The following is a 25885-nucleotide window of genomic DNA, read 5'->3' as shown; positions in this document are numbered from 1 at the left end:
CTGGGCCGACGGAGGTGCGCCATGGCGTTGTCGCAAGTGGTGGGTCGGCTCATCGGCGTACGCCAGCACGTGGTGGACCCGGGCGGCGGTGGCGCGGACCGCGTGCCGCGACCCACCACGGCGGTGGTGGTCGGCGGCGGCATCGCCGGCATGTCGACGGCGGTGGTGCTGGCCGAACGGGGTGTGGCGGTCACGGTGTTGGAGGCCGCACCGACGCTCGGCGGTCGACTGGGAGCCTGGCCGGAGGCGCTACCCGACGGCAACCAGCAGAACGAGCACGGCTTCCACGCGTTCTTCCGGCAGTACTACAACTGGCGGTCGATTCTCCGCCGGGTCGACCCTGACCTGGGCTTCCTCAAGTCCATTCCGGGCTACCCGATCCTCAGTGAGCAGTGGCCGACGGAGGAGTTCGGCAAGCTGCCACCGGCGCCGCCGACGAACCTGCTCGCGTTGCTGCTGCGCAGCCCCAGCCTGCGCCTGGCCGACCTGCGACTGATGGATCGCGACGCCGCGTTGCCGCTGCTCACCTACGATCCGGTACGCACCTACGCCGAGTTGGACGGCACCACGGCCGACGCGCTGCTGGCCTCGCTGCGACTGCCGGACCGGGCGCGGGCGATGCTGTTCGAGGTCTTCTCACACTCGTTCTTCAACCACGAGGCCGAGATGTCGGCCGCCGAGATGGTCGCCCAGTTCCACTTCTACCTGCTCGGCAACCCGGAGGGGCTGGCCTTCGACTGCCCCGACGAGGACTACGCCACGGCGATCTGGGAGCCGCTGACCCGGCACGTCGAGAAGCACGGTGGCCGGGTGTTGACCAGTTCCGCCGCGACCGGAGTGCACCGCGGCGCCGACGGCTGGCGGGTGACGACCACCGACGGCGGCAGCCACCCGGCCGGGCACGTCGTGCTCGCCGTCGACCCACCGGCGCTCGCCGCACTCGTCGCGGCCTCTCCCGATCTGGTCGAGCGGGCACCGGAGCTGGCGGCGCGCATGCCTGCGTTCGGCCGGCCCGGCCCGCCGTACGCGGTGGCGCGGTACTGGTGTGACGGGGACGTGGCCGCCGAGCGGGCGGTGTTCAGCGGAGTGTCCCGGCAGCCCACTCTGGACTCGGTGACGCTCTACCACCGGCTGGAGAACGAGCCTCGGCGCTGGGCGCGGCAGACCGGCGGGTCGGTCATCGAGTTGCACGCGTACGCCTGCGAGCCCGACGTGTCTGCCGACGAGTTGGCCGAGCGGATGCGCCGCGAGCTGGTCGCGCTCTGGCCGGAGGCCGGTGACCTGCGGGTCCGCGAGCTGAGGGCCAGGGTCGAGGCGCAGGCGCCGGCGTTCACGCCGGGCAGCCACGCCTGGCGTCCCGGGGTACGCACCGACGCACCCGACGTCTACCTCGCTGGCGACGGCATCGCCACGGACTTCCCGACCGCGTTGATGGAACGGTCCGCGGCGACCGGGATCATCGCGGCGAACCACATCCTGCGGGCAGAGGGCGCCTCGGCCGAGCCGGTGCGCTCGATCCGACCGCGAGGGCTGCTGGCCGGGCGCAGCAGACCGAATCGACAAAACCCGACATAAGCCGCATAAGCTGTCGTACGCTCGATTGATCAACCGTCGATCGGCCGGGCGGGAGGGCAGCGGCAGATGTCACCACTGCACCGCGCCGGCGGGGACACCGGCCCACCGGTCGACGAGATCGGCCGCGACGACGCGTACCCGCTGATCCGCGACGAACGCTCCTGCATCGTCACCGCCCTGCGACTGGGTTGGTGGATGGCCGACGCCTACCACCACGGGCAACACGCGGAGCTGGGCGCTCCCCCCGAGGCGCGTCCGGCTGTACCGCCGGCCAAACTCTCCAACCTCACCGAGATGTCCCCCCACCGACGGATGCGGATGTACCTCGACGGCGTGGACGTCGCCCTGGCCCAGATCGCCGAACTCACCAGACACAACGGGCCGGTGCCCGACACCGCCGCCGCCCGGGCCCTCCTACCGGACGTGGGACGGCCCGATCCCGCCGACCCGGTGCCGCTGCTGCTCGCCCTCGACGACCTCAACGTGGACGTGCTGCGCTGGGCGATGGCCACCAACCACCGGGTCGGCCTGGCCTACCGGCTGGGCCGGTCGGTGGCCGACACCGTCCGGGCCGGCGACGCCGCCCAGTTGCTGAGGCAGTTCGGCGGTCGGCAGATCCAGATCAGCCGGTGGTTGGACGAGCTGGCCACCGTCCTGCCGCCGTACTCGGCAGCGGTGGTGCGTCGGTCTCTCGCCGCCTGGTCGAGCGCCGTCGACCGGGCGGGCCACGGCGACCCGGCCGTGCCGGCACCCGCCGAGCTGAGCCGGGCGCTACGCGGCCAGGGTGACCTCTGGCGCGACGTGCTCACCGGCGGCCTGCACCCACGCGACCTGCTCGACGAGGAGGACTACGCGGTGATCGCCAGGAACCTGATGATCCGGGACCGGCGACTGGTGGCGCAGGCGGCACGGGGCATCTTCTGGCCGGTGCTCGCACCCGTGCTGTTGGTGCTCTTCGTCGTGGTCGGGGTGAGTGCCGCCGCAGCCGCCGGCTCACCGACCACCCGGACGACCGTCGCCCTGGTGGGCCTCGGCGCCGGACTGGCCGCGATCTGGCGGTCGGTTTCCGGGCCGGCGCTGGCGGTCGCGGGCGAGGTCAACCGCCCTCTGCTGGACAGCGAACTCACCGCACGGATGGCCCTGCGGTTGAACCGACCACTGACCACCGCCCACATCGCGGCCAACGGCACCACGGCCACCCGCCGGCAACGCCGCTCCGACGAGGCCAACCGATCGAAATCCGTTGCCCGCCTGTCCCGCCCCGGCCTACCGTGATCGCGCAAGGTCAACCAGCACCGCAGGAGCAGCTCATGACGATGTCGCACGTCACCACCGTGCCGTTGTTGCTGCCCAGCGACGGTTGCCGAGCGGAAGGTCCCCGGGCGGGCCGGCCCGACTGACGCGTACCCGTACGCGCCGAGCCGCCCGTCCGACAGCCGGACCGGGCGGCTCTTCGCCGTCCGGTCACCGTTTGGAAAGGAGTCCCGGTGGACGCCGTCCTCGTCGTCAACGCCGACCTCGGCCCGCTGCACCGGGTCACCGTTCAACACGCCGTCCGGATGCTCTGCCGTCGGGTGGCCGAGATTCACGAGGCCGAGCCGGACCGGGTGATCGGGGTCTTCCCGATGCCCCGGGTGGTGCGGCTGGTCCGCTTCGTGGTCACCAGGTGGAGGTTCAACTCCGGGCCGGCCTGGTCCCGCTCCGGTGTGCTGCGCCGCGACGACAGGTGCTGCGCGTACTGCGGCGGAGCGGCCTCCACCATCGACCACATCCTGCCCCGCTCGCGCGGCGGTCGGAACACCTGGCGGAACACCACCGCCGCCTGCTACGCCTGCAACCAGCGCAAGGGCGACCGGACGCCGGCGGAGGCGGGCATGCCACTGCGCCGGGAACCGGTGAACCCGGGCTGGGGGGCGCTGGCCGGGCGGTGACGGGCAGGCCGGCGGGAACGGGGGGCCGTGTCCGGGTACGTCCCGGGCGCGGCACCCGCCGGCCCCCCGATCAGGCGGCGCGTTCCTTGACCTTCGATCTGGGGTTGCCGTTGGGGCAGTTCAGCCGGATCTCACTGCGGTGCTCCGAGGAACCCAGCTCGACCTGGATCTGCTTCGCCGGGCCCGGGTCGTACGCCTCGGCCCGGAAGCCGGGGGCGGGCGTCACCGCGAGCACCTCGACCGATTTCCCGACGCAACGAACGGCGACCGTCCCGCCGCGCGCGCCAACGGACGTGTCCCCGCCAGGGGTGGACGTCGGTGCCGGCCCGGTCGGGGTTGGGGTCGCTGTCGCGGTGGCGGCGGTCGGGCTCGGGCCGGTCGAAGGGCTCGACCGGGGCGCAGGGGCGGTGCCCCTGGCCGGTGGGACGACGGCCGGTCCGCTGTCGACCGCGACGAACGGATCCTCGCTGCTCGGCATGCCCACCGTGGTGGTGCCCGGGCCGGTACCCGTCGACGGGCCTTGCGGCCCCTGTCGGCGGTTGTTCGAGTCGCCGAGCGACCCGGCCATCGCCAGTGCGGCGAGCACCGCGCCGCTGACCGCCACCATGGCCCGCCTACGACGCCACACTCCCCGCCGGGCGGCCGGCTCGGCGGTCCCTGGTGCGGTCGCGTCGCCGGTCGGCTCGGCCGGCTCGGCGGGCGGCGCGCCACCCGCGTGCCCGGTGCCGTCAACCGCCGCGGTGACGGTCGACGCGGTGACGGTCGACACGGTGTTGGCGGCCGTCCCGCCCGTGTCGGCGGCTGGGCTCGCGGCCGTCCCGCCCATGTCAGCCGATCCGTTGGCCGCCAGCCCGCCCGCGTCGGCGCCCGGGATGGCGGAGAGGGAGGCGGCGGCGAGCAGGATGCGGGCGGCCTCGACGGCCGGCGGCCGGTCGGCGGGATCGTGAGCCAGGCACCAGCGATAGAGCCGGTGGACCTCGGGCGGCACGCCATCGATCGGAGGCAGCGGGTCCGGTTCGACGTGTGTGTGAGCGCGGAGCATCCCGGTCTGCGCTTCGGCCGGCCACGGCAGCCGGCCGGTGAGCACTCGGTGCAGCAGCAGGCCGAGGGCGTACACGTCGCAGGCCGGCAGCACCTCGCCGGCCTCCAGCCGCTCCGGGGCCAGGTACGCCGGGGTGCCCAGCAACCGCCCCTCGAAGTCGATCTCCGAGTCGCCGACGGCTGCGGCGATGCCGAAGTCGAGCACCTTGGCGCCGGTGGGCGTGAGCATCACGTTGCCCGGCTTGATGTCGCGGTGCACCAACCCTCGCGCGTGCGCGTCGGCGAGCGCGGAGGCCACCTCGGCGCAGACCCGCAAACCTGCGCGAGGCGGCAACGGCCCGACCACCAACCGTTGTTCGAGAGTGTGACCGCCGAGCAGCTCCATCACCACGAACGGAACCTGGACGCCGTCGACCGACGACTCGCCGTAGTCGTAGACGCTCGTGACGTGCGGATGCGACAGCCGGGCCGCCGCCTTGGCCTCACCCTGGATCCGCTGCCGCGCGTTGGTGTCCGAGGCGACCAGCACCTTCACCGCGACATCCCGTTCGAGCACTTCGTCGTACGCCCGGTGCACCGCCGACATGCCACCACTGCCGAGGCGCTCCAGGAGCCGGTAGCGGCCCGCAAGCAACTGATCACGCTGCACGACCGACAGCCTGCCGTACCGACCCGGGGCCGGGCTACCCGGGATCGAGATCCTGCGATGATTGCGAGCGAGCTGCGGCTACCGTCCGCCGAGATCCGGGTTGCGGTCAGTCGCCGGTCGGTGGTTGCCAGGCGAAGCGGGGCGTACGGCGCTCGGTGATGGCCGCGACACCCTCCCTGGCCTCGCCCGTGGTCACCACCTTCCGATGCCACCAGGCCACCCGCGCCGGCCCGGCCCGATCGTCGACGATCTCCTTCGCGGCGGCGACGCTCACCGGTGACCGTTGGGCGATCGTCGCGGTCAGCTCGTCCACCCGTCCGGCGAGCCGGTCGAGTGGCAGCACCTCGTCTACCAGGCCGATCCGCAGGGCGCGTTCGGCGTCGATCAGCTCGGCGGTGAACAGCAGATGCTTGGCGGCGGACGGACCGACCAACCTCGCCAGCCGGCGCGTGGTCGGTGCCGGATAGACCAGACCGAGCCGGGCCGGTGGTACGCCGAAACGGGCGTCGTCCGCAGCGATCCGCAGGTCGCAGGCGACCGCGAGCTGGGCACCACCGCCGACGCAGGCACCCCGGATGGCCGCCACGGTCGGCTTGGCGAAACGTGCCAGCCGTTCCTCGGCATCCACCGCGATGCTGGCGTCACCGGCGTCCAGCAGCTCGGCCAGGTCGCCGAGGTCGGCACCCGCGCAGAAGGCGTCGCCTGAGCCGGTGAGCACCAACGCCCGTACGTCGGGGTCGGGCTCCAACCTGTCGAGCAGTTCGGGGAGCTGACGCCACATGGCGGCGGTCATCGCGTTACGCCGAGCCGGGTTGTGGATCACCACGGTCGCGACCGGTCCGGCCACCTCGACGGTCAACTCCGCATCAGACACGTCCGCCCCCTTCCGCGCCACCCTGTGCGACGCCACCAACCTGGTCCCCGACGACCCGCGCCAGCCCGGCGACCATAACCGCGCGCGAGGGAACCGGCGCTTGGGGCCCTGCGTCCGACGGACATGAGACCCGCCCCGACGACGGCCGTCACGCTCGTGCTCCTGGCCGCCCTCCTGAGCGCCTGCACCAGTGTCGACCGAGCGGCCGCCCCGACCGAACCCCCGGTCACCACCGCTCCTCGTCCGGCCGACACGGCCACCGGCACGCCGCTGCCGACCACCGCCCCCACCTCCAGCCCCGGAGCCACCGGCGCGGCACAGCAGGTGGTGCTGCGAATCTCCGGCGGCTTCGCCGGACGTGGTGACGCCATCACCGTCGAACCGGACGGCCGGTGGACCATGGTGGACCGGGCCGGCAGTCGGCGCAGTGGCAGGCTCACCCCTGCCGATCTGGGCAGCCTGACCGGACTGGCCACCGACCCCCGACTGGCCGCCGAGTCGGGGCCACCACCCACCTCGACCAGTTGCTCAGACGTGTTCCACTACCGGCTCGTCGTGGGCAGCAACGAGAGCGGGTACGCCGACTGCCCGGCCGACGCTAGCCCGCCGCCGGCCACCCAGGCGGTGGTCAAGCTGCTGCTGCGGGCCACCGGCACCTACACGAGATAGTCCGGGGGCAGGCCGGTGCCCCGTAACTCCGGCGGAAGATGGGCCACGTCGTTGACGGCGAGCAGGTTCGGCGGGCCGGCAGGGCTGTACCGGATCACGGTCAGACCCGCGTTGTGCGAGTTCGCACCCAGCCATCGTCGCTCCGGCGCGTCGAGGGCATGCCGCACCAGCCAGCCGATCAGGAAAGTGTGCGTCACGACCAGCTCGCGGACCGGCTCGTCACCGGCTGTCGTCTCGGTGGCCGGGCCGGCGAACCGCCGCACCGCCGCCGCCGTCACCTGCGGCCCGTCGACCCGCTGGGCCGCCGAGAACTGCGCCAGAAATTTCGCGTACGCGGGCGGCAGGCCGGTCGGGTCCGTGTCGTGTGGGAGGTGGTCGCCCGCCAACTCCGTCTCGTACACCGGAACCTCGGGCAGCGACTTGGCGATCAGCTCGGCGGTCTGCGCGGCCCGGCGCAGCGGCCCGTGATGGACGGCGGTGAACCGCCGGCCCCGCAGCCGTTCTCCGAGCAGGGTGGCCTGCCGCCGGCCGCGCTCGGACAGGCCGGAGTCGGGCTCCTCCGTGGCGGCACCGCTCAGCTCGCTCAGGTCCTGCTCGGCGTGACGGGCCAGGTACAGCACTCGGGTCACCATGCCGCCCACCTCAACACACCGGGAGGCACGGTTGCGACCCCGCGCCTCCCGGTCCTCCTACTCCTCTATGCCCGCGGGAACATCTGGCCGACGCGGATCTTGTTACCGAACGGGTCCCGGATGCCGAAGTCGATCCCGTACGGGCGCTCGGTCGGCTCGTCGGTGATCTCGACGCCCTTCGCCACGAGATCCTCGTGCGTCTTGCGGGCGTCGTCGGTGGTCATGAAGAGGTACCCGCCCAGGGCGCCCTTGGTGAGCAGCTCGCGGACCTGCTCGGCGGTGACCGGGTCCAGCGCCGGCGGGCCCGGCTTCTCCAGCAGGATCTCCCGCTCCGGGTCGCCCGGCAGGTTGACCGTCAGCCACCGCATGAAGCCGAGATCCTGATCGGTGTTGACCTCCATGCCGAGCTTGTTCACGTAGAAATCGAGCGCCTCGTCCTGGTCGAGGACGTAGATCTGGGAGCGGCTGATCGCGTTCATCGTCATGCCCATGACGCTAGTCGTCCCTGTCTGACCTGCGCTTATCCAAAACTACTCGGTCGGGTCCAGGCTTTGGTGAAGCACGACGGGACGTTGACCGTAGCGACGCGACGACGCCGGAAGTCCGAGGGCGACTCGCCGACGATCTGACGGAACGTCCGGCTGAACGTGCCCAGGCTGCCAAAGCCGACGGCGTAGCAGATGTCGGTCACGTCGCGGTCGGTCTCCACCAGGAACGTCATGGCCCGCTCGATCCGGCGACGTTGCAGGTAGCGGTGCGGGGTCTCACCGAACGTGGCCCGGAAGGTACGGATGAAGTGCGCCTCGGACACGTGCGCGACCCGGGCCAACGCGGGGATGTCCAGAGGCTCGGCGTACGCCCGGTCCATCGCGTCCCGGGCACGCAGCATCGCCCGGTTCGACTGCTCCACCGCGCGGCTCATCGGCCTCCGTCTCGCCCGGTCGACCGTTACGCCCACCGATACGGGATCGGGGGATTCAATTAGAGCCCCCGGCCGGGATCGAACCGGCGACATCTCGCTTACAAGGCGAGTGCTCTGGCCAGCTGAGCTACAGGGGCGCGTGCGTCGAGGTCAGCATAGCGAGTGACATCCGGATATCCCGCTCGCGAGGCCTCCCGAGCACGGGAAACGTCAGCAACCCGACGCCGGTACGCCTCCACGCAGTTCGGCGATGTGTCGATTGATGTCCGACCGTGCCGGAGTGACCGGAATGCGTAGGCGGCGTGCCGGGTTCGATGTTCCCTCACCTTGGCAGCAAGGGGAAACACGTTTACGGTTCATCACACGGACGACGACCCGGCGCCCTCGCGACCGAGCCGCCGTCCCGTTGGCCGGCGCGGACACGTGCCGGTCGCTCCTTCACTCGGATCGTCCGGCACGTTCCTGCCGGTGAAAGGAAGCGCTTCACCATGGCTACGGTCACCTATTCCAAGGCATCCCGGGTCTACCCGGGACAAGAGCGTCCCGCCGTCAACGAGCTGGACCTGGAGATCGGCGACGGCGAGTTCCTCGTCCTGGTCGGCCCCTCCGGTTGCGGCAAGTCCACCAGCCTGCGGATGCTCGCCGGCCTGGAGGACGTGGACGCCGGCTCGATCTACATCGACCAGCGTGACGTCACCCACCTTCCCCCGAAGGCCCGCGACATCGCGATGGTCTTCCAGAACTACGCGCTCTACCCGCACATGACGGTCTACGAGAACATGGCGTTCGCCCTCAAGCTGCGCAAGACCTCCAAGTCGGAGATCGACCGGCGGGTCAAGGAGGCAGCCGCGCTGCTCCAGTTGGAGGAGTACCTCGGCCGTAAGCCGAAGGCGCTCTCCGGTGGTCAGCGTCAGCGTGTCGCGATGGGCCGGGCGATCGTCCGCGAGCCGCAGGTCTTCCTCATGGACGAGCCGCTGTCGAACCTCGACGCCAAGCTGCGGGTGCAGACCCGTACCCAGATCGCGTCCCTGCAGGCCAAGCTGGGTGTCACCACGGTCTACGTCACGCACGACCAGGTCGAGGCCATGACCATGGGTCACCGGGTCGCGGTGCTGCTCGACGGTGTCCTGCAGCAGGTGGACACCCCGCGGGCGCTCTACGACACCCCGGCCAACGTGTTCGTCGCCGGCTTCATGGGCTCGCCCGCCATGAACATCAAGACCGTTCCGCTGAACGAGAAGGGCGCCGAGTTCGCCGAGATGTACATCCCGCTGACCCGGGAGCAGGTCGAGGCGGCCCGCGCCGAGGGTGGCGACGGCAAGGTCACCGTGGGCTTCCGCCCGGAGGACTGCGAGCTGGTCAGCCCGACCGAGGGCGGCATGCCGGTCGTGGTCGAGCTGGTCGAGGACCTCGGCTCGGACGCCAACGTCTACGGTCACGCCGCGCTGGGTGGCAACTCGGAGCGCTTCGTCGTCCGCACCGACCGGCGCAACATGCCGAACATGGGTGACACCGTGTTCGTCAAGCCGACCGCCGGTCGCAGCCACGTCTTCCACGCCTCCACCGGCAGCCGGATCTGACGTAACGCACTACCGACATGGGCGGTCCGCTTCGGCGGGCCGCCCCTGTCGTCGTACCGGAATGGGCTCTTCACCCTGGTCTGGCGCGATAAAGCCCCCTCCCGCGCTCGGCGGGAGGGGGCCTTCATGGTCGTGCGCTACAGCTCGACGGAACGCCGGCGGGCGACCTCGGCCAGGGCGACCGCCGCCGCCACGCTGGCGTTGAGCGACTCGACCTCGGAGATCATCGGGATGCTGACGGTCAGGTCGCAGGTCTCCCCGACCAGGCGGGAAAGACCGCGCCCCTCGGAGCCGACCACCACCACCAGCGGTCCGACCGCGGCCTCCAGGTTGTAGAGGTCGGTGTCGCCGTCGGCGTCCAGGCCGACGACCATGAAGCCGGCGTCGCGGCACGCCTTCAGCGACCGGGTCAGGTTGGTCACCTGCGCCACGGGCACCCGCGCGGCCGCGCCGGCACTGGTCCGCCAGGCGGTCGCGGTGATCCCGGCGGCACGACGCTCGGGTACGAAGACACCCTGCGCGCCGAACGCGGCAGCCGACCGGATCACCGCACCAAGGTTGCGGGGGTCGGTGACGCCGTCCAGCGCGACCAGCAGCGGGGCCTGCTGCTCCAGGGAAGCGGCGACCATGTCCTCGAAGGGCTGGTACGCGAACGGCGGCACCTGGAGCCCGACACCCTGGTGCAGCACCCCACCGGTCATCCGGTCCAGCTCGGCCCGGCTGATCTCCAGGTTGGCGATGCCCCGGTCGGCGGCGGTCCGGATGATCTCGTTGATCCGGTCGTCCATGTCGATGCCCTGGGCGGTGTAGAGCGCCGTAGCCGGCACCTGGGCGCGCAGCGCCTCCAGCACCGGGTTACGCCCGACCAGCAGCTCCGGGGTGTCCTTGGAGGGGTTGGACTTGCGCCCCGGCGTGACCCGGGGGCCGGACCGCGCGGTGGGCTTGCCGCCCCGACCGCCGGTCGCGCCCCGGCCGGCCGGTACGCCCCGACCGCCGCCCCGGCCCCAGGTGGTGTCCTTGCTGCCCGGCTGACCGATCTTCGGGGCCCGCCCCTCCTCGGCCGCCGCGCGGCGCTCCTTGTCCTGCTTCCAGGCGGTGCGCTGCGGCAGCTTCTCGGTGCCCGAGTAACCCTTGTGCCACGGCCGCTCGTCGGCGGGAAGGGTGCGGCCCCGCCCGGCCAACGAGTCCTTGTTCTTGCCGCCGGAGCCCTTGGGGGCGCTTGCCTTCGACGTCAGTCGCCGGCCACGGCGCTGCGAGTTGCCGGCCATCAGTCCTGCTCTCCAATAGTCCAACGGGGGCCCTGGGGGGTGTCCTCGACCACCACGCCGGCCAACTTGAGCTGGTCACGTACCGCGTCCGCGGCGGTCCAGTCCTTGCGGCCCCGGGCCTGCGCGCGCTGCTCCAGGGCCAGCGCGATCAGGGAGTCCACCACGGCACGAAGATCATCCGATCGGCCGCCACCGGTCCAGGCCGGGTCGAGGGGGTCGATCCCGAGGATATCCAGCATTGCCCGTACCACGGCCAGGGTGGTGCGGACGGTCACATCGTCACCGGCGCTCAGCGCGGTGTTGCCGTCCCGGAGGTGCTGTTGCAGCACGGCCAGCGCGGCGGAGGTGTTGAGGTCGTCGTTCATCGCCGCGACGAACCCGGCCGGCAGCTCACCGGGCTGCCCGGCACCGACCCGCTCGGCCGCCCGCTGCACGAACCCCTCGATCCGGCGGTACGCGGTGGCCGCGTCGCGCAGCGAATCCTCCGAGTAGTCGATCACCGAGCGGTAGTGCGCGGCGGCGTAGTAGTAACGCAGCTCCACCGGCCGCACCCCGAGCGAGTCCACGTACGCCAGGTCGAGCGCGTTGCCGGCGGACTTGCCCATCTTGGCCCCACCGATGCTGAGCAGCCCGTGGTGCACCCAGTAGCGGGCGAACGGCAGCCCGGCGGCCTGGGACTGGGCGATCTCGTTCTCGTGGTGCGGGAACGTCAGGTCCAGCCCACCGCCGTGGATGTCGAACTCCGGGCCGAGATACCGCCAGCACATCGCCGAGCACTCGATGTGCCAACCCGGACGGCCCAACCCCCACGGCGACGGCCAGTACGCGTCCGCCGGCTCGTCCGGTTTGGCACCCTTCCAGAGCGCGAAGTCACGCGGATCCCGCTTGCCCCGGTCCGGCGCGTCCCCGGCCGACTGCATCGCGTCCGGCGACTGGCCCGACAGCGACCCGTACGCCGGCCAGGACGCCACGTCGAAGTAGACATCGCCGGAACCGTCGGTGGCCGGGTACGCGTGCCCGTCGGCGATCAGCTTCGTGATCAGCTCGTGCATCTCCGGGATGTGCCCGGTGGCGCGCGGCTCGTAGGTGGGCGGCAACACGTTCAACGACCGGTACGACTCGGCGAGCAGCAGCTCGTTCGCGTACGCGATCGACCAGAACGGACGACCCTGCTCGCCGGCCTTGACCAGGATCTTGTCGTCGATGTCGGTCAGATTGCGGATGAAGGTGACCTCGTAGCCGGCGGCCAGCAGCCAGCGACGCAGCACGTCATAGTTGACGCCGGAGCGAAGGTGGCCGATGTGAGGCGGGGCCTGCAGAGTGAGACCACACAGGTAGACCCCCACCTTGCCGGCTTCCCGCGGGACGAAGTCCCGCACCGATCGGGTGGCGGTGTCATACAGGCGTAGCGTCACCGTACAAGGGTAGCTGTCCGTGCCTGTCCGGGTCCGCCGGTGCCGGGTCGTACGCTGCCAGGCGTGGATGCGACCGCACGCTCCGGTGAGACTCCGGCCGACCCCAGCGCCCCGGCCGCCGGCCTCCTGAACCAGACCGACGCCGTCGCAGAGCAGGCCGACGGCCTCGCGGGACGGACCGGCGCTGTCGCAGCGCGGCCCGACGGAGTCGCGGGACGGACCGGCGCTGTCGCAGCGCGGCCCGACGGAGTCGCGGGACGGACCGGCGCTGTCGCAGCGCGGCCCGACGGAGTCACAGGGCGGCCCGGCGGAGTCACAGGGCGGCCCGGGGAGGCGTCGCAGACCCTCGACCGAGGGTTACGGCTGCTGCATCTGGTCGCCGACGCCTCGGGTGGTCTGACCGTCACCGAGGCCGCGCATCAACTCAACATCGGCCGGGCGGCCGTCTACCGGCTGGTCAGTCCACTGATCGGGCACGGCATGCTGCGCCGGGACGGCGACGGCCGACTACGCCTCGGCGCCGGGCTGTTGCACCTGGCCCGACGCGCTCAGCCGCTGCTCGCCGAGGGCGCGCTGCCCGCGCTACGACGCCTCGCCGAGCAGGCCGGCGCGACCGCGCACCTGACCGTGGTCGAGGCCGGCGACGGCGTTGCCCTGGCCGTGGTCGAGCCGAGCTGGACGTCGTTCCACGTCGCGTACCGGGCCGGAGCACGGCATCCGCTGGACCGGGGGGCGGCCGGCCGGGCCATCCTGGCTGGTCGAACCGGGGTGGCGGAGCCGGTGAGCAGCAGCGGAGAGTTGCAGGCCGGGGCGTACGGGGTGGCCGCACCGGTGCTCGGCGTACCTGGCTTGGAGGCCAGCGTCGGGGTGGTCGCCCTCGCCCCGCTGGACATCGACACGATCGGCCCCGAGGTACTGGCCGCAGCCACGGCCATCGCCGCCGCCCTCCGCTGAACCTATTGTCGGCCGCCCCCGCCCTCGCTTGATCTCTCGCCGCCCCTAGCAAACGCTTGACCAACTCCAGATCGCCGACCTGGTGGCATCGTTGCCGTTCGATAGCGCCACTTCGCCTAGATCGAGATGATCTCGCGGTATAACACATCCAGCGGGTTCTTGACGATTGTCCACAGGCACCTGCAGGGCGACGATGCGGCGCTGTCCACAGGGCTATCCGCCATCACCTCGTGCGTCAGAGGCTGGCCGCATGCCTCCGCACCCCCACCGGCCTTCCGCCCTCGCCTGGCAAGTCTTTCGGGGCTCTGCGGTGATCCAACAGGGCCTGATCACCAGACATCAGCTACGCGGCTCGTCGTGGGTTCGACTTCGCCATGACGTGTATGCGGACGCCCGCCTCGAACGCAACCATGAACTGGCCTGTCGTGCCGCGGCTCTTCGGCTGCCGCCGCAGGCGATGATGGCCGGACCTTCGTCGGCCTACCTGCACGGCGTCGAGCACGCCGCCGGGTTCGACGACGACGTGCACGTACTGGTCCCGAAGATCGCCCGTGCTGATTCTCAACGTGGCCTTCACGTACACGTGGTCGACGGTGAGGCCGCCGGGATCCCGGCGCCCGCCAAAACCGCCGGTCAGCGGTCACCCACGGCGATGCAGGCTCTGCCCGACACGCAGCCGCCCACGCCGACCAACCCAGACGCACCGGGCGGTGCCGCTCTTCGCCGAACCAGTCCGGCATCTGCGGCATGGGAGACGGCGGTCTGGTTGGACCCATTGCGGGCGGTCGGAATTGTCGACTCATTGCTCGCGTCCGGCTCGACCACCCGGGCTGCGCTGAACGCTGTCGCCACCGCCAATGCCCACCGGCCGGGCGGACGACGCGCATGCTGGATTTTCGGCCTCGCCGATCCCGGGGCGCAGTCACCACCCGAGTCGCAGCTACGGGTGCGTCTGCTGCTGGGCGGGCTCCCTCGGCCGGTCACCCAGCACCCGATCCGACTGCCTGGCGGTCTGGTGCTCCATCCCGACCTCGCCTGGCCCGAGTTTCGGGTGGCTGTGGAGTACGACGGCCGATGGCACGCCGACCCCGATCAACTGCACCGCGATCGTCGACGGCTCAACCTCCTCGTCGGTGCGGGCTGGTTGGTGCTGCACGTGACCAGTCGACGGCTCCAGAAGGAGTTCCCAGCCGTGCTCAACGAGGTTCGCTCGGCCCTGATATCCCGCGGCTGGCGCCGCTGACCGTCTCGTGCCTTGATCCACTCCAGCTCGCCGATGTGGGCGTAACCCGTACCCCTGACACAGCCATATCGGCGACCTGGAGTGGATCAAGGCCGGGTAGGAGCGAGAGTCCAGAGCGCGCCGACAACGCCCCGGAACGCCAGCAAAGGGCCCGGTCGACTGTGGTCGACCGGGCCCGCTGGGTGTTGCCTTACGGGCGGGCGTTCGGCTTGAGCGGGGTCTTCACCGCCGCGTAGGCGTCGACGATCCCGTAGCCGTAGAAGCCGTTGAAGTTGACTCCACCGGCGCAGTAGGCGTCGTAGGTCTCGTCGCGGCCCTCGTTGCGGTACTGCTGCAACCGCGGCTCCGGGCAGGCGTGCTCGGCGGCCGTGCGATAGAGGTGCTGCTCGACCAGGTCCGGGGACATGCCGAAGCCGGACCGACCCTGCGCCTTGCCGTACCGGCTGACGATCAGCGCGGCGACGCCGGCGGCGTGCGGGGACGCCATCGAGGTGCCCTGGAGGTAGGTGTAGTAGCCGCACTCACCATTGGCCTTGCACTGCTTGAAGACCGACTCCTCGAAGCCGGCGACGATGTTGCCGTCGGCGTCGACCGAGCCCTCCTCCTGAAGCACGCGCTTCGGGTACGAGGAGAGGATCATGTTGGCGTCGGTACGGAACGTGTCGGTGCCGAAGCCGTCCCGGAACCAACCACCGGGAGCGGCGACCGAGATCTGCTCGGTGCCGTAGTTGGAGAAGTCCGACTTCTTGCCGGACGGCCCCACCGACGACACGCCGATCACGTGCGGGCCCTCGGTGGGGAGGTCCCAGCAGCTCTCGTTGTCGATCGGCCGGGGGTACGGGTCGGCACCGTAGTCCGGGCTCGTGACGTCGGTCCGGGGTGCGCCCAGGTCCTCGTTGTTGTTGCCGAGCGCACCGACGAGGGTGACGCCCTTGTTGTGCGCGAAGACCAGCGCCCGCTTCATCGCCTTGATGATGGCCCGCTGCTCGGCCTGGTCCTCGGGCGAGTCGGCGGGGTTGGCGGTGCAGTTGTAGAGCCACGGGTCGACGTAGAACGACATGTTGACCACGTCGATACCGGACCGGCCGGCGTGCAGGAGGGCGTTGACCACCGGCTCGAGGAAGAAGTAGCCGGAGTCCTGGCCACCCTTGAGTTCGACGAGCGAGACGTTCGGGGCGACACCGGAGAGGCCGAACCCGTTGGCGGCGGCCCCGATGGTGCCGGCCACGTGGGTTCCGTGCCCACCGTCGTCGGTGCCCACCGGGTCGAGGCAGCTCGGCACCTCGCAGGGGCCGTCCACGTCGGTCAGGTCGGGCGCGAAGTTGCGCGACAGCGCCCAGTTGAAGTTCGGCGCGATGTCCGGGTTGCTGGCGTCGACGCCGGTGTCGAGCACGCCGACGGTCACCCGACGGTCGCCCGGCTCGATCTTGCGAGCCTGGTCGGCCCGGAGCATCTCCAGACCCCAGAGCTTGTCGTCGAGCGGGTCGAGCTTGGTGCCCTTCCGAGCCGCGGCACCAGCGGCAGCAGCGCCGGAGGCTGCCGTCAGGTGCTCCTGCTCGACGCGGTCCAGCTTCGGCTTGCGGCCGATGGCCTTCTGCTCGGCGGCACCGAGCAGCGTCGGGGCGGCGTTCGCCCTGACCGCGAAGTCGGCGCGGTCACTGGTGACCTGGAACATGCCGACCTCGTCGGACCGCGACACCACCGTGCCGCCGGCTGCCCGGATCGCGGCGACCGCAGTGTCGGCGGCGACGCCGTCCTCGGCGACGACGGTGAAGGTGCGGGCGTTACTCGGCGCGGCGCTGGCCGGTGCGCCCAGCCCCGAAGCCGTAAGTGCCAGCACTGCCGCGGTTGCGACCGTGCCGACGGTGAAGCGCTTGCTCACCACATCAGATCCTCTCGTTGAGGGACGTGGCAGCCATCAGACAGCACCGTTCGGGTTTACGCCAGATGAACGCCCGTTATGGCGGTGAATCTCTCCTTCATCCACGCAGTTCGACGCCGGCGCCGTCCACACCAACGCCATCCACACCGACACCGCCCAGACCAGCGCCACCCACACCAGCGCCCACAACGACGCCGACACCGCCGACACCGCCCTCGTCAGCACCGACACCACCCGCACCGAGATGCAGATGAGCGAGCGCGATCGGCAGTTCGGCCATGCTGGACACTTCGGCGTCGGGCGTGCACCCGACGGGGCGAGGCAGCCCTTGCCGGTTCAACCACACCGACCGCAGGCCGGCCCGCTGGGGTGCCACCACGTCGTGTTCCCACGAGTCTCCGACGTACACGATCTGCTCGGCTGGCACCCCGGCCGCCGCGACCACCGCTGCGAAGAACTCCGGGGCCGGCTTCTTGGGCAGGCCGTCCTCGTGCGCGTACACCTCGAAGGCGAACTCACCGGCGAGCCCGCAGCGTTCGGTGCGGCTGTTGCCGTTGGTGGCGAAGCCCAGGGTGTACCGCTCGCGCAGCGTGGCCAGCGCCGGTGGCACGTCCGGGAACGGTCGGGTGAGCGCGAACCGGCGGGTGAAGAAGAGGGCCGCCGCCTCGTCCAGGTGGTCGCCCAGTCCGGCGCGGGCCAGCGACCGGGCCAGCGCGGCCCGGCGGATCTCCGTCACCGGCGCGGCCTTCAACTCAGCGAAGACCGCACCCCAGTCCGACTCCAGTGCAGCGAGCGTCACCTCGCCCGCCGCCGGGGTGAGGCGCCGCATCTCGTCGAGGACGGCCACCAGCCCGCCGGTCACCGCCGGCCGCAGATCCAGCAGGGTTTCATCGGCGTCGAACACCACGGTGGTCAGCACGCTGCCCACTGTCTCACCGACCACCGACCACCGACCACCAGCACCAGCACGAGCGATCAAGGGCACCGAGCACACTCACCGACCGCCGAGCACCAGCTCCGGTTCGGGAGCGACCGGCCTGGAGTCCGCCGGCGACCCGCGCAGCTCGTCGAGGCGTACCAGCGCGACCCCGGCGACGATCATCGCGCCGCCGAACAGCTGCCAGCCGGTGGGCAGTTCGTTCAGGAAGAGCCAGGCGATCAGCACCGCGAAGAGCACCTCGGTCAGCCCGACGAACGACGACAGCCGGGGGCCGAGGATGCGCGTGCCGGCGATCCCGGCCAGGTACGCGATGACGGCGGCCACCAGCGACAGCCCGGCGATGGGCAGCAACCAGCTGGTGGTCTGTCCGGCGAAGGTGACGTCGCCGAAGGTGGCGTGCAGCGGCAGCAGACCGGTCAGCCCGACGAGGAGCAGCACGGCGGCGCCGACGGCCATTCCGCCACTGGCCATGGCGACGGAGGGCAGTCGGGGGTCGACCCGACCGGCGAGCACGAAGTAGCCGGCAAGGCCGAATGCCGCGCCCAGACCCCAGAGCACGCCCACCGGGTGGAAGTCTGCGGTGCCGGCGAGGTCGAGGACGAACGCCAGCCCGACCAGGGCAGCCACCGAGCCGGCCACGGTGAGCCGTCGGGGGCGCTGCCCGTGCCGAAGCCACATCCAGCCCACGACGAGGATGATGCCCAGGTATTCGAGCAGCAGCGCGACACCGACCGGCAGGTAGCGCACGGCGTTGAAGAAGCAGACCTGGGCCAGGGCCACCCCGAGGAGACCGAACATCGCGATCGCCGTGGCGTTGCTCCGCAGCACGGGCCACCTGCCCCGCAGTGACAACAGGGCGGGGATCGCCAGCACCAGGGCGGCCACGCCGACCCGGGCGATCACCGCCGACTCGGCCGACCAGCCGGCCTCGATGAGTGACCGTGCGAAGGTGCCGGAGGTCGCGAAGGTGACTGCGGAGAGCAGCGCCAACGCGGCGCCGGCAGCAGGTCGTGAGTGCATGTCGCGCTCCTCGGTACGGCACCGTGTCATGAGCAAACTATTCTTGTGCTGATGACGCTAGGCGTCCGCCATGACAGGAGTCAAGATGCTATTTGCTCATGACACCGAATGTTCGCTGATCGCCACCGCCGCGCTGGTCAACACCGCAGGTCGGGACGGCGAGCTGTTGCCCGACGTCGCCGCGCTGGATGCGTTCTTCGTCCGCCACTCCTACAGCGGGCGGCACGAGCACACCGACGCCGAACTGCGCGCCGTGCGGGACCTGCGACCCCAACTACGCCGCATCTGGCACGCCGAGCCGCCCGAGATCGTCGCGCTGGTCAACGGTCTGCTGCTGGAACACAAGGCGTTGCCCCAGCTCATCGAGCACGACGACGAGCCGTACCACCTGCACGCCGTTCCCCGCGACGCCCCGCTGCCGACGCGGATCGCGGTGGAGGCGGCGATGGCGATGGCCGACCTGGTCCGTGCGCGCGAGCTGAGCCGGTTGCGCATCTGTGAGTACCCGGACTGCGACAACGTCGTCGTCGACCTGTCCCGCAACCGGTCGCGGCGGTTCTGCGAGGCCGGTTGCGGCAACCGCGCCGCCGTGACCGCCTACCGCGCCCGCCGAGCCGCCGGCCGCTCCTGAACCACCTCGTACTCCACCTCGCCGTGCTCGGTGCCCGGAATCGGGTCGTCCCATTGCAGGTGGAAGGTGCGCACATGGCGCAGCCCCCCTTCACCATCACCCGCCGGGAACGTTCGTTGACCGCCATCGTCTCGGCCCAGATCCGACGGACCCGACGGTGTCGAGGGCGTACCGGACCAGCGCCCGCGACCCCTCGGTGGCCACCCCACCGGTGAGCCCTTTACCGGGGCCTGCCACCGGCCGCATGATCCGCGCAGCATCGGCGAAACTGCCGCCTACGGCCACTTCGAGGCAGCAGTTTCGGTGACGTTGCGCGGCAAACCCGACCGCCGCCGCGCGCGAGGCGGTCGCGTCAGCGCGGGGGCGCGACCACGAAGAGCCGCCAGGAGTACGCGTCGACCACGAGCACGGGCCCGTCCGGGTCCTTGCTGTCTCGCACCCCGACCACGTCCCCGAGGTTCGTAGCCACCTCGACACACTGGTCGTTGGAACCACTCCTGCTGCTCTTGCGCCAGCGAGCTTCGGTCAACCCCACGTCTCCGCCACCTCCCTCAGCAACTCGATCGACTCCTGCGGAGGCAACGCCTGTCCGAGAGTCGCTTCCCATGTCCACTGTAGGCGCAACAGGTCCGCAGGCTGATCAAGCTCCTGGCCGCCGATCTGGCCACCGAGGTAGGCGAGGTCACTGTGATCAGCCACCGTGGCGAGGATGAAGGGCCCGTTCAGGCCGGGGTACTCCTCCGCAGATCGCGGCACGACGTGCAGCTGGACCCGTGGATGCTCGGTAGCCAAGCGCGCCAGGTGCAGGGCCTGCTCACACATCACCTTCCGACCGCCGACACGACGCCTCAGCACCGACTCGTCCAAGACGGCGACCAGGTGCGGCGGTCGATCGCCGTAGAGAACCCGCTGGCTGTCCATCCGGTCGGTCAGCCGACGCTCCACCTCGTCGGCATCGAGCAGTCGGTCCGACTCGAAGACGGCGCGGGCATAGCCTTCGGTTTGCAGCAGCCCGGGGACGTGCAGCGGATCGAACCATCGCAGCGCCCGCGCCTCCGCCAGGATCGCGCGCCAGCCACGCAGCCAGACCTGGGCTTTGTCCAGGCTCACCAGTTCAGTGGACATCCGGCCGAACAGGCCGCCGGTGTCCAGGGCCCGGTCGACCAGTTCCAGGTACTTCACCGTGGGTGGCTGTTGGCCCAGCTCGACGGCACTGACCATCGACGCCGAGTAATTGACCGCCTTGGCCAGCTCGTCCTGACTCCAGCCCCGCCGGACCCGGGCCCGGCGCAGCTCCGTCACCAGGAACGTCGCCGCCGTCATCTGTCCATCGGCCATGCCAGCCGCCCTCCACCGTGCCGACGATGAACTCCAGCCGACCAACAGAGGCTGCGCACCCCGAGAACAGAGCAGCCACGACAGCTCGGCCGAACCCTTCCGACCGTAGTCGCCTGATCACCAGACTGTGAAGCGCGACGCCGCTCCCCGTCCCCCGGGCCCGGCGGCGTCGCACGGGACCGCCCGCTCCCCCGTGCCGGGCGGTCCCACCCCCAGACAGCCCGCCCATAGCCCACCCGCCGGACACGGGACTGATGCCACAAACGATTCAGCTCCAAAGCGTGCGCCCACGGCATCCCCGGCATCCCCGGCATCCCCGGCCACCCTGACCGACCACACAAGATCGTGCTCGATCGTGGAAGTAGTGGGATCCCGACGGGCGGAGACCACTACATCCAGGATCGAGCACGATCTTGGCCCGGCCCGGCCCGGCGCAGCGCAGCACGGGCCCGGCGCAGCACGGCGCGGGGCAACCCGAGCAAGGCAACCCGAGCGAGGCAACCCGGACCGGCGCAGCCCGAGCGGGGGTGATGCCACAAACGATTCAGCTCGATAGGAAGGCCGCCCCATGTCCCGGACCGCCCCGGACGACCGCGCGACGGCGCCACGCCGACAGCACCTACCGCTGCGTCCGCTCTGGCTCTGCCGGGTCTGCGCCTCACCCTGGCCGTGCCCGGTGGCCCGGTTGACCCTCTTCCAGGAGTACGCGCACGACCGGGTCGCGTTGAGCGTCTACCTGTGCTCGGTCCTACACGAGGCGGCCGGCGACCTGTACCGGCTCAACCCACACGACGGCCCGGACCCCGCGGCGCTCTTCACCCGCTTCCTCGGCTGGGCCAGACCACGCGACACCCGGTGAGCCGGGCAGACCGGAGGTCAGGGGTGGGTCATCCGGAGCAGGTCCAGTGTCTCGTCCAACTGGGTCTCGGTGAGCTTGCCCGAGTCGACGTGCCCCCGGGAGATCACCACCTCGCGGATCGAGGTCTGCTTGGCCAGCGCCTCCTTGGCGATCGACGCCGCCTCGTCGTATCCCAGGTAGCGGTTGAGTGGGGTGACGATCGACGGTGAGCCCTCGGCGTACGCCAGGCAGACCTCGGCGTCCGCGACCAGGTTGACCACCAGCCGGTCGGCGAACAGTCGGCTCACCGCGGACAGCAGCCGGATCGACTCCAGCAGGTTGCGGCCCATCACCGGGAGCATGACGTTCAGCTCGAAGTCGCCCTGCGAGCCGGCGAACCCGACGGTCGCGTCGTTGCCGATCACCTGGGCGCAGACCTGCCGCATCGCCTCCGCGACGACCGGGTTGACCTTGCCCGGCATGATCGACGAGCCGGGCTGGAGGTCGGGGATGCGCAGCTCACGGAGGCCGGCGCGGGGGCCGGAGCCCATCCAGCGGATGTCGTTGGCGATCTTGTAGAGGCCGATGGCCAGGGTGCGTAGCTGCCCCGAGGTCTCCACCAGCGCGTCCCGCGCGCCCTGCGCCTCGAAGTGGTTGCGCGCCTCGGACAGCGGCAACCCGGTCGACTCGCGCAGCTTGTCGATCACCGCGGCGGCGAAGCCGAGCGGGGTGTTGATCCCGGTGCCCACGGCGGTGCCGCCGAGCGGCAGCTCGGCCAGTCGGGGCAGCGAGCCCTCCAGCCGTTCGACGCCGTAGCGGACCTGGGCGGCGTACCCACCGAACTCCTGGCCCAGGGTGACCGGCGTGGCGTCCATCAGGTGGGTACGGCCGGCCTTGACCACCGTCTCGAACTCCGCCGCCTTGGCCTCCAACGCGGCGGCGAGGTGGCTCAGCGACGGCAGCAGGTCCTCCACGATGAACTGGGTGGCGGCCAGGTGGATCGAGGACGGGAAGACGTCGTTGCTGGACTGGGAGGCGTTGACGTGGTCGTTCGGGTGCACCGGCGAGCCCAGCTCACGGCTGGCCAGGGTGGCGATCACCTCGTTGGTGTTCATGTTCGACGACGTCCCCGAGCCGGTCTGGAACACGTCGACCGGGAACTGGTCGTCGTAGCCACCGTCGGCGACGTGCGCGGCGGCGGCGGCGATCGCGGCGGCCACGTTCGCGTCGATCACGCCCAGCTCGCCGTTGACCTCGGCCGCCGCGCCCTTGATCTGCGCGAGCGCCTTGATCTGGGCCGGCTCGATGCCGCGGCCGGAGATCGGGAAGTTCTGCACCGCACGCTGGGTCTGCGCCCGCCACAGCGCCTCGGCGGGCACCTCCACCTCGCCCATCGAGTCGCGTTCGATGCGGTAACCGGTCGCTTCTGGAGTCGTCACGCGTACCATCCTGCCGCGCCGGTGGCCGACTCGCAGATGATCCGTCAGCCCAACTCGGCCAGCAGCCGTTCCGCCTCGCGCTGGTCCGGCGACTCGATCTGCCGGTACAGGGACAGCGCCCGGGTCGCGTGCTCACGCGCCGCGGCCGGATCGGTGGGAGCCAGGCAGCGCGCGATGCCCTCCAACGCCCGGGCCCTCTCGTAGCGCATACTCAGCCGGTTGGTGTCGGCCAGGACCCGGCGGTACAGGTCGAGCGCGCTGGTCGCGTCCCCGTGGTCCAGGATTGCTCGGGCCAGCAGGCTGCGCGAGCCGCATTGGGCAGGGCGGTCCCCCACCTCGGTCATCGCGACGAGCGCCGCCCGGTGCAGGTCGGCAGCGCGTTCCGGGCGGCCGGCCTCCCGTTCCATCATCCCGATCTCGTTCAACACCTCGCCCTCACCGAACCGGGCACCCACCTGTCGCTTGACGCGCAGGGCCACCCTCAGCAGCCGGCGGGCCGGCCCCACGTCGCCCATCCGGTGTCGGATCATCCCGAGGTGCCCGAGCGCGTTGCCGATCCGCCGCAGGTCGCCGACCTCGCGGGCGATGCCCAGGTGCCGCCGGGCGGTGCGCAGCGCCTCGTCGGGTCGGCCCCACAGCAGCAGGGTCATCGTCAGGTTGTTGAGTTCGTTGGCGAGCGCGGACTTGTCGCGCATCCGCGTCGCCAGCGCACGGGCGGCTTCGTAGCACTCCCTGGCCCGGCGGAACTGGTAGTTGACGGCGTACGAGGTGCCCAGATTGCCCAGAGTGTTGCGGAACTCGTGGCGCAGACCGAGCCGGCGGAAGATGTCGAGCGCCCTCTCCATCAACTGGATCGACTCCGGAAATTCCCCCAGCCGGTAGTAGGCCGAGGCGAGATAGTTGAGCATCGTCGCCACCGCTCTGTCGTCACCCAGCTTCTCGGCGGCGCGCAGCCCGGCGGAGTGCGTCTCGATCAACTCGTCCAGGCGACCGTCCTCGAACTGTGCGTACCAGCAGGCCCTCGCCAACTGCCAGCAGTAGCGGAGGAACCCCTCGGTCTCCGCCAATCGGACCAGGGCGGTCCAGATGGCGAGGTTCTCGTCCAGCCAGGCACGCCCCTGCTCGGCGACGATCGTGACCAGGTCGGCACGGATCGGCGCCGTCACCACGATCAGCGAATGGGCCGAGGACAGCTCCCTCTTGCGGGCGATCGCCGTGGCGACGTGCAGGTGGTGATCGAGCAGACGCTCGATGCCACCCCGCCGCTCGACCGCCCGCTCCGGCTCGGCCACCAGCGTCCGCGCGTACTCCCGGACCAGGTCGTGCAACCGGTACCGGCCCGGCTCCGCCTCCTCCACCAGGTGCGCGTCGACCAACTCGTCCAGCAGGTCCTGGGCCTCGGGTAGGGGCAGCTCGGCAAGTACGGCGGCGACCGAGTTGTCGAACCGTACCCCCGGGTGCAGGCCCAGCAGCCGGAACGCGCGCTGCGACACCGGCGACACCTGGGCGTACGACAGGGCGAAGGCCCGACCGACGGACCGGTCGCCCGCTTCGAACTCGGCCAACGGATCGCGGCGGGAGACCAGGCGCTCGGCCAGGTCGGCGATGCGCCAACGGGGTCGGTGCGCCAGCCGGGCACCGGCCAGCCGAATGGCGAGAGGCAGGTGGCCACAGCGTCGGACCACCTCGGCGGCGGCCTCCGGCTCCACCGCCACCCGGTCCACACCGACCACCCGCCCCAACAGCTCGACCGCCTCGTCGGTGTCGAGCACGGGCAGCGACGACGGCCGTCCCTCGTCCACCCCGACCAGTCGACGACGGCTGGTGATCAGGACCAGGCACTGCGAGCCGTTGGGCAGCAGCGGGATCACCTGGTCGGCGGTCGCCGCGTTGTCCAACAGCAGCAGGGCCCGCCGGCCCGCCAGCTCGCTACGCCAGAGCGCCAACCGGTCGTCCTGGGTTGTCGGCACCCTCTCGGCGGGCACACCGAGCTGCCGTAGCAGCGTGGCCACCGCCGCGGCCGGCGTCAACGGGGTGCGCTCGCTGTGCCCGTGCAGGTCGATGTAGAGCTGGGCGTCGGGGTAGTCGCTGGCGAGGGCCGTGGCGATGTGCACCGCCAGGGTCGTCTTCCCACTGCCGGCCATGCCGTCGATCAGCTGGATCCGCGCGCCGGCCTCCACCTCCTTGATCAGGCGGGCGAGGGTTTGTTGCCGGCCGGTGAAGTCGCCGATCGCCCTGGGCAGTGAGCGGACCGGCGTGACCGCCCGGGTTTCCCGGCCGGTCAGTGCCAGGTCACCGGCGAGCACCCGCTGGTGCAACTCCTGCAGGTCGGCGCCCGGTTCGATGCCCAGCTCGTCGGCGTAGAACCGCCGGCCCTGCCGGTAGGCCGCGAGCGCGTCAGCCTGCCGACCGACCGAGGAGAGCGCGAGCATCAATTGACCGCGCAGTCGCTCCCGTAGCGGGTGCTGATCGACGCTCTCGGCGAGTTCGTCGATCAGCTCCGTGGCCTGCCCGAGGCGCAACTCGACGTCGACGCACTCCTCCAGCGCGGTGAGGCGCTGCTCGTCGAGTGTCTGGGCGCGGCGGCGGACGCTGCTGCTCGGGATGCCGCCGAGCGCCGGCCCTCGCCACAGGGCCAGAGCGGCCCGGTATTCCGTACGCGCGTCGAGCAGGCGACCGGCCGCGGCGGCGGTACGGGCCGCCTCCACACCCCGGGTGAAGACCTGGGCGTCCAGGTCGGTGGGTGCGATCCGGATGCCGTACCCGGCCGGGTCGGTGACGATGGTCTCCGGCACCAGCCCGAGCTCGGCGAACCGGCGACGCAACCGCGACACGCAGGTCTGCAACTGGGCTCGGGCGGTGGCCGGGGGCCGCTCCTCCCACACCGCGTCGACAAGTTCGTCGACCGGTACGAGCCGGCCGGCCCGCAACAGCAGCATGGCGAGCACGATCCGGTCGCGTCCCGCGGTGACAGTGGACTCGCCACCGCCGACCCGCAGGGGCCCCAGGATCCCGAACCGCATCTGCTCCCCCCGCATCCCTGC

22 protein-coding genes, 1 tRNA gene and 2 pseudogenes are annotated in these 25885 nt (G+C 71.2%); 9 read left to right on the top strand and 16 right to left on the bottom strand.

Going from position 1 to position 25885, the window contains the following annotated elements:
* The first annotated feature begins 21 nt into the window (after positions 1-21).
* The 3 genes from ABGB10_RS18545 (at position 22) to ABGB10_RS18535 (ending at position 3506) form a co-directional block, all read left to right on the top strand.
* Entirely contained in the window at positions 22-1575 is a 1554-nt protein-coding gene (locus ABGB10_RS18545) for an FAD-dependent oxidoreductase (RefSeq protein WP_347662089.1), read from the top strand.
* 66 nt (positions 1576-1641) lie between these two features.
* On the top strand, positions 1642-2850 hold the full coding sequence (locus tag ABGB10_RS18540) for a hypothetical protein (protein WP_347662088.1): 1209 nt from the start codon (positions 1642-1644) through the stop codon (positions 2848-2850).
* 212 nt (positions 2851-3062) lie between these two features.
* Positions 3063-3506: an HNH endonuclease gene (locus tag ABGB10_RS18535; protein WP_347662087.1), complete on the top strand. Its 444-nt coding sequence runs from the start codon at positions 3063-3065 to the stop codon at positions 3504-3506.
* Positions 3507-3576: 70 nt separating this feature from the next.
* Here ABGB10_RS18535 and ABGB10_RS18530 read toward each other — a convergent pair whose 3' ends face one another.
* Together ABGB10_RS18530 and ABGB10_RS18525 are read right to left on the bottom strand one after the other, a co-directional pair.
* A complete protein-coding gene (locus tag ABGB10_RS18530) occupies positions 3577-5196 on the bottom strand; it encodes a protein kinase (protein ID WP_347662086.1) in 1620 nt (539 codons plus the stop codon).
* Positions 5197-5302: 106 nt separating this feature from the next.
* Positions 5303-6070, bottom strand: coding sequence for an enoyl-CoA hydratase/isomerase family protein (locus tag ABGB10_RS18525; RefSeq protein WP_347662085.1), 768 nt, complete (start codon positions 6068-6070; stop codon positions 5303-5305).
* Between the two features lie 123 nt (positions 6071-6193).
* Between ABGB10_RS18525 and ABGB10_RS18520 the strand changes: the two genes are divergently transcribed.
* Positions 6194-6739, top strand: a complete 546-nt coding sequence (locus ABGB10_RS18520; protein ID WP_347662084.1) for a hypothetical protein — start codon at positions 6194-6196, stop codon at positions 6737-6739.
* On the opposite strand, the gene ABGB10_RS18515 is transcribed toward ABGB10_RS18520, so the two are convergent.
* The 4 genes from ABGB10_RS18515 to ABGB10_RS18500 all read right to left on the bottom strand — a co-directional run bounded on the left by ABGB10_RS18515 (position 6727) and on the right by ABGB10_RS18500 (position 8430).
* Positions 6727-7371, bottom strand: coding sequence for a histidine phosphatase family protein (locus ABGB10_RS18515; RefSeq protein WP_347662083.1), 645 nt, complete (start codon positions 7369-7371; stop codon positions 6727-6729). The genes ABGB10_RS18520 and ABGB10_RS18515 overlap by 13 nt on opposite strands.
* A 65-nt stretch (positions 7372-7436) precedes the next feature.
* Positions 7437-7856 carry a VOC family protein gene (locus ABGB10_RS18510; RefSeq protein WP_347662082.1) on the bottom strand — a complete coding sequence of 140 codons (420 nt, stop codon included), beginning with the start codon at positions 7854-7856 and terminating at the stop codon, positions 7437-7439.
* A 35-nt stretch (positions 7857-7891) separates the two neighbouring features.
* Positions 7892-8293: an AraC family transcriptional regulator gene (locus ABGB10_RS18505; RefSeq protein WP_347662081.1), complete on the bottom strand. Its 402-nt coding sequence runs from the start codon at positions 8291-8293 to the stop codon at positions 7892-7894.
* Positions 8294-8356: 63 nt separating this feature from the next.
* Positions 8357-8430: transfer RNA gene (locus ABGB10_RS18500), tRNA-Thr, on the bottom strand.
* A 351-nt stretch (positions 8431-8781) separates the two neighbouring features.
* Between ABGB10_RS18500 and ugpC the strand changes: the two genes are divergently transcribed.
* Positions 8782-9873: a sn-glycerol-3-phosphate ABC transporter ATP-binding protein UgpC gene (ugpC, locus tag ABGB10_RS18495; protein WP_347662080.1), complete on the top strand. Its 1092-nt coding sequence runs from the start codon at positions 8782-8784 to the stop codon at positions 9871-9873.
* Between the two features lie 137 nt (positions 9874-10010).
* On the opposite strand, the gene rlmB is transcribed toward ugpC, so the two are convergent.
* Complete coding sequence (rlmB, locus tag ABGB10_RS18490) at positions 10011-11141, bottom strand: 23S rRNA (guanosine(2251)-2'-O)-methyltransferase RlmB (RefSeq protein ID WP_347662079.1); 1131 nt, start codon at positions 11139-11141, stop codon at positions 10011-10013.
* On the bottom strand, positions 11141-12556 hold the full coding sequence (gene cysS / locus ABGB10_RS18485; protein ID WP_347662078.1) for a cysteine--tRNA ligase: 1416 nt from the start codon (positions 12554-12556) through the stop codon (positions 11141-11143). The genes rlmB and cysS overlap by 1 nt, the downstream gene beginning before the upstream one ends.
* Positions 12557-12877: 321 nt before the next feature.
* Between cysS and ABGB10_RS18480 the strand changes: the two are divergent.
* Positions 12878-13510 (top strand): annotated as a pseudogene (locus ABGB10_RS18480) (helix-turn-helix domain-containing protein); the annotation flags it as partial.
* Positions 13511-13853: 343 nt separating this feature from the next.
* Here ABGB10_RS18480 and ABGB10_RS18475 read toward each other — a convergent pair.
* The gene (locus ABGB10_RS18475) at positions 13854-14093 is read right to left on the bottom strand and encodes a hypothetical protein (RefSeq protein WP_347662077.1); all 240 of its coding nucleotides are present in this window, start codon (positions 14091-14093) and stop codon (positions 13854-13856) included.
* Positions 14094-14456: 363 nt separating this feature from the next.
* On the opposite strand from ABGB10_RS18475, the gene ABGB10_RS18470 reads away from it, so the two are divergent.
* Positions 14457-14753, top strand: coding sequence for a DUF559 domain-containing protein (locus tag ABGB10_RS18470; protein WP_347662076.1), 297 nt, complete (start codon positions 14457-14459; stop codon positions 14751-14753).
* A 190-nt stretch (positions 14754-14943) separates the two neighbouring features.
* Here the strand turns inward: ABGB10_RS18470 and ABGB10_RS18465 are convergent, their stop codons facing one another.
* From ABGB10_RS18465 to ABGB10_RS18455, 3 genes and pseudogenes are all read right to left on the bottom strand, one after another.
* Positions 14944-16635 (bottom strand): S8 family serine peptidase, encoded by a 1692-nt coding sequence (locus ABGB10_RS18465; protein ID WP_347662075.1) that lies wholly within the window; start codon positions 16633-16635, stop codon positions 14944-14946.
* Positions 16636-16891: 256 nt separating this feature from the next.
* Positions 16892-17554, bottom strand: a pseudogene (locus tag ABGB10_RS18460) (HAD family hydrolase); the annotation flags it as partial.
* A gap of 75 nt (positions 17555-17629) precedes the next feature.
* Positions 17630-18595 carry a DMT family transporter gene (locus tag ABGB10_RS18455; RefSeq protein WP_347662074.1) on the bottom strand — a complete coding sequence of 322 codons (966 nt, stop codon included), beginning with the start codon at positions 18593-18595 and terminating at the stop codon, positions 17630-17632.
* Between the two features lie 85 nt (positions 18596-18680).
* On the opposite strand from ABGB10_RS18455, the gene ABGB10_RS18450 reads away from it, so the two are divergent.
* Positions 18681-19226, top strand: a complete 546-nt coding sequence (locus ABGB10_RS18450) for a CGNR zinc finger domain-containing protein (protein ID WP_347662073.1) — start codon at positions 18681-18683, stop codon at positions 19224-19226.
* A gap of 352 nt (positions 19227-19578) precedes the next feature.
* Here the strand turns inward: ABGB10_RS18450 and ABGB10_RS18445 are convergent, their stop codons facing one another.
* Positions 19579-19761: a DUF397 domain-containing protein gene (locus ABGB10_RS18445; protein ID WP_347662072.1), complete on the bottom strand. Its 183-nt coding sequence runs from the start codon at positions 19759-19761 to the stop codon at positions 19579-19581.
* On the bottom strand, positions 19752-20564 hold the full coding sequence (locus ABGB10_RS18440) for a helix-turn-helix transcriptional regulator (protein WP_347662071.1): 813 nt from the start codon (positions 20562-20564) through the stop codon (positions 19752-19754). The genes ABGB10_RS18445 and ABGB10_RS18440 overlap by 10 nt, the downstream gene beginning before the upstream one ends.
* 568 nt (positions 20565-21132) lie before the next feature.
* On the opposite strand from ABGB10_RS18440, the gene ABGB10_RS18435 reads away from it, so the two are divergent.
* Positions 21133-21423 carry a hypothetical protein gene (locus tag ABGB10_RS18435; protein WP_347662070.1) on the top strand — a complete coding sequence of 97 codons (291 nt, stop codon included), beginning with the start codon at positions 21133-21135 and terminating at the stop codon, positions 21421-21423.
* Positions 21424-21440: 17 nt separating this feature from the next.
* On the opposite strand, the gene ABGB10_RS18430 is transcribed toward ABGB10_RS18435, so the two are convergent.
* The gene (locus tag ABGB10_RS18430; protein ID WP_347662069.1) at positions 21441-22850 is read right to left on the bottom strand and encodes a class II fumarate hydratase; all 1410 of its coding nucleotides are present in this window, start codon (positions 22848-22850) and stop codon (positions 21441-21443) included.
* Positions 22851-22885: 35 nt separating this feature from the next.
* Positions 22886-25864 carry a BTAD domain-containing putative transcriptional regulator gene (locus ABGB10_RS18425; protein ID WP_347662068.1) on the bottom strand — a complete coding sequence of 993 codons (2979 nt, stop codon included), beginning with the start codon at positions 25862-25864 and terminating at the stop codon, positions 22886-22888.
* Positions 25865-25885 lie beyond the last annotated feature (21 nt).

The organism is Micromonospora sp. B9E7 (assembly GCF_039871815.1).
Classification (GTDB): domain Bacteria; phylum Actinomycetota; class Actinomycetes; order Mycobacteriales; family Micromonosporaceae; genus Micromonospora.
Note: the sequence above shows the minus strand (reverse complement) of the source record. Positions and strands in the feature narration are given on the sequence as shown.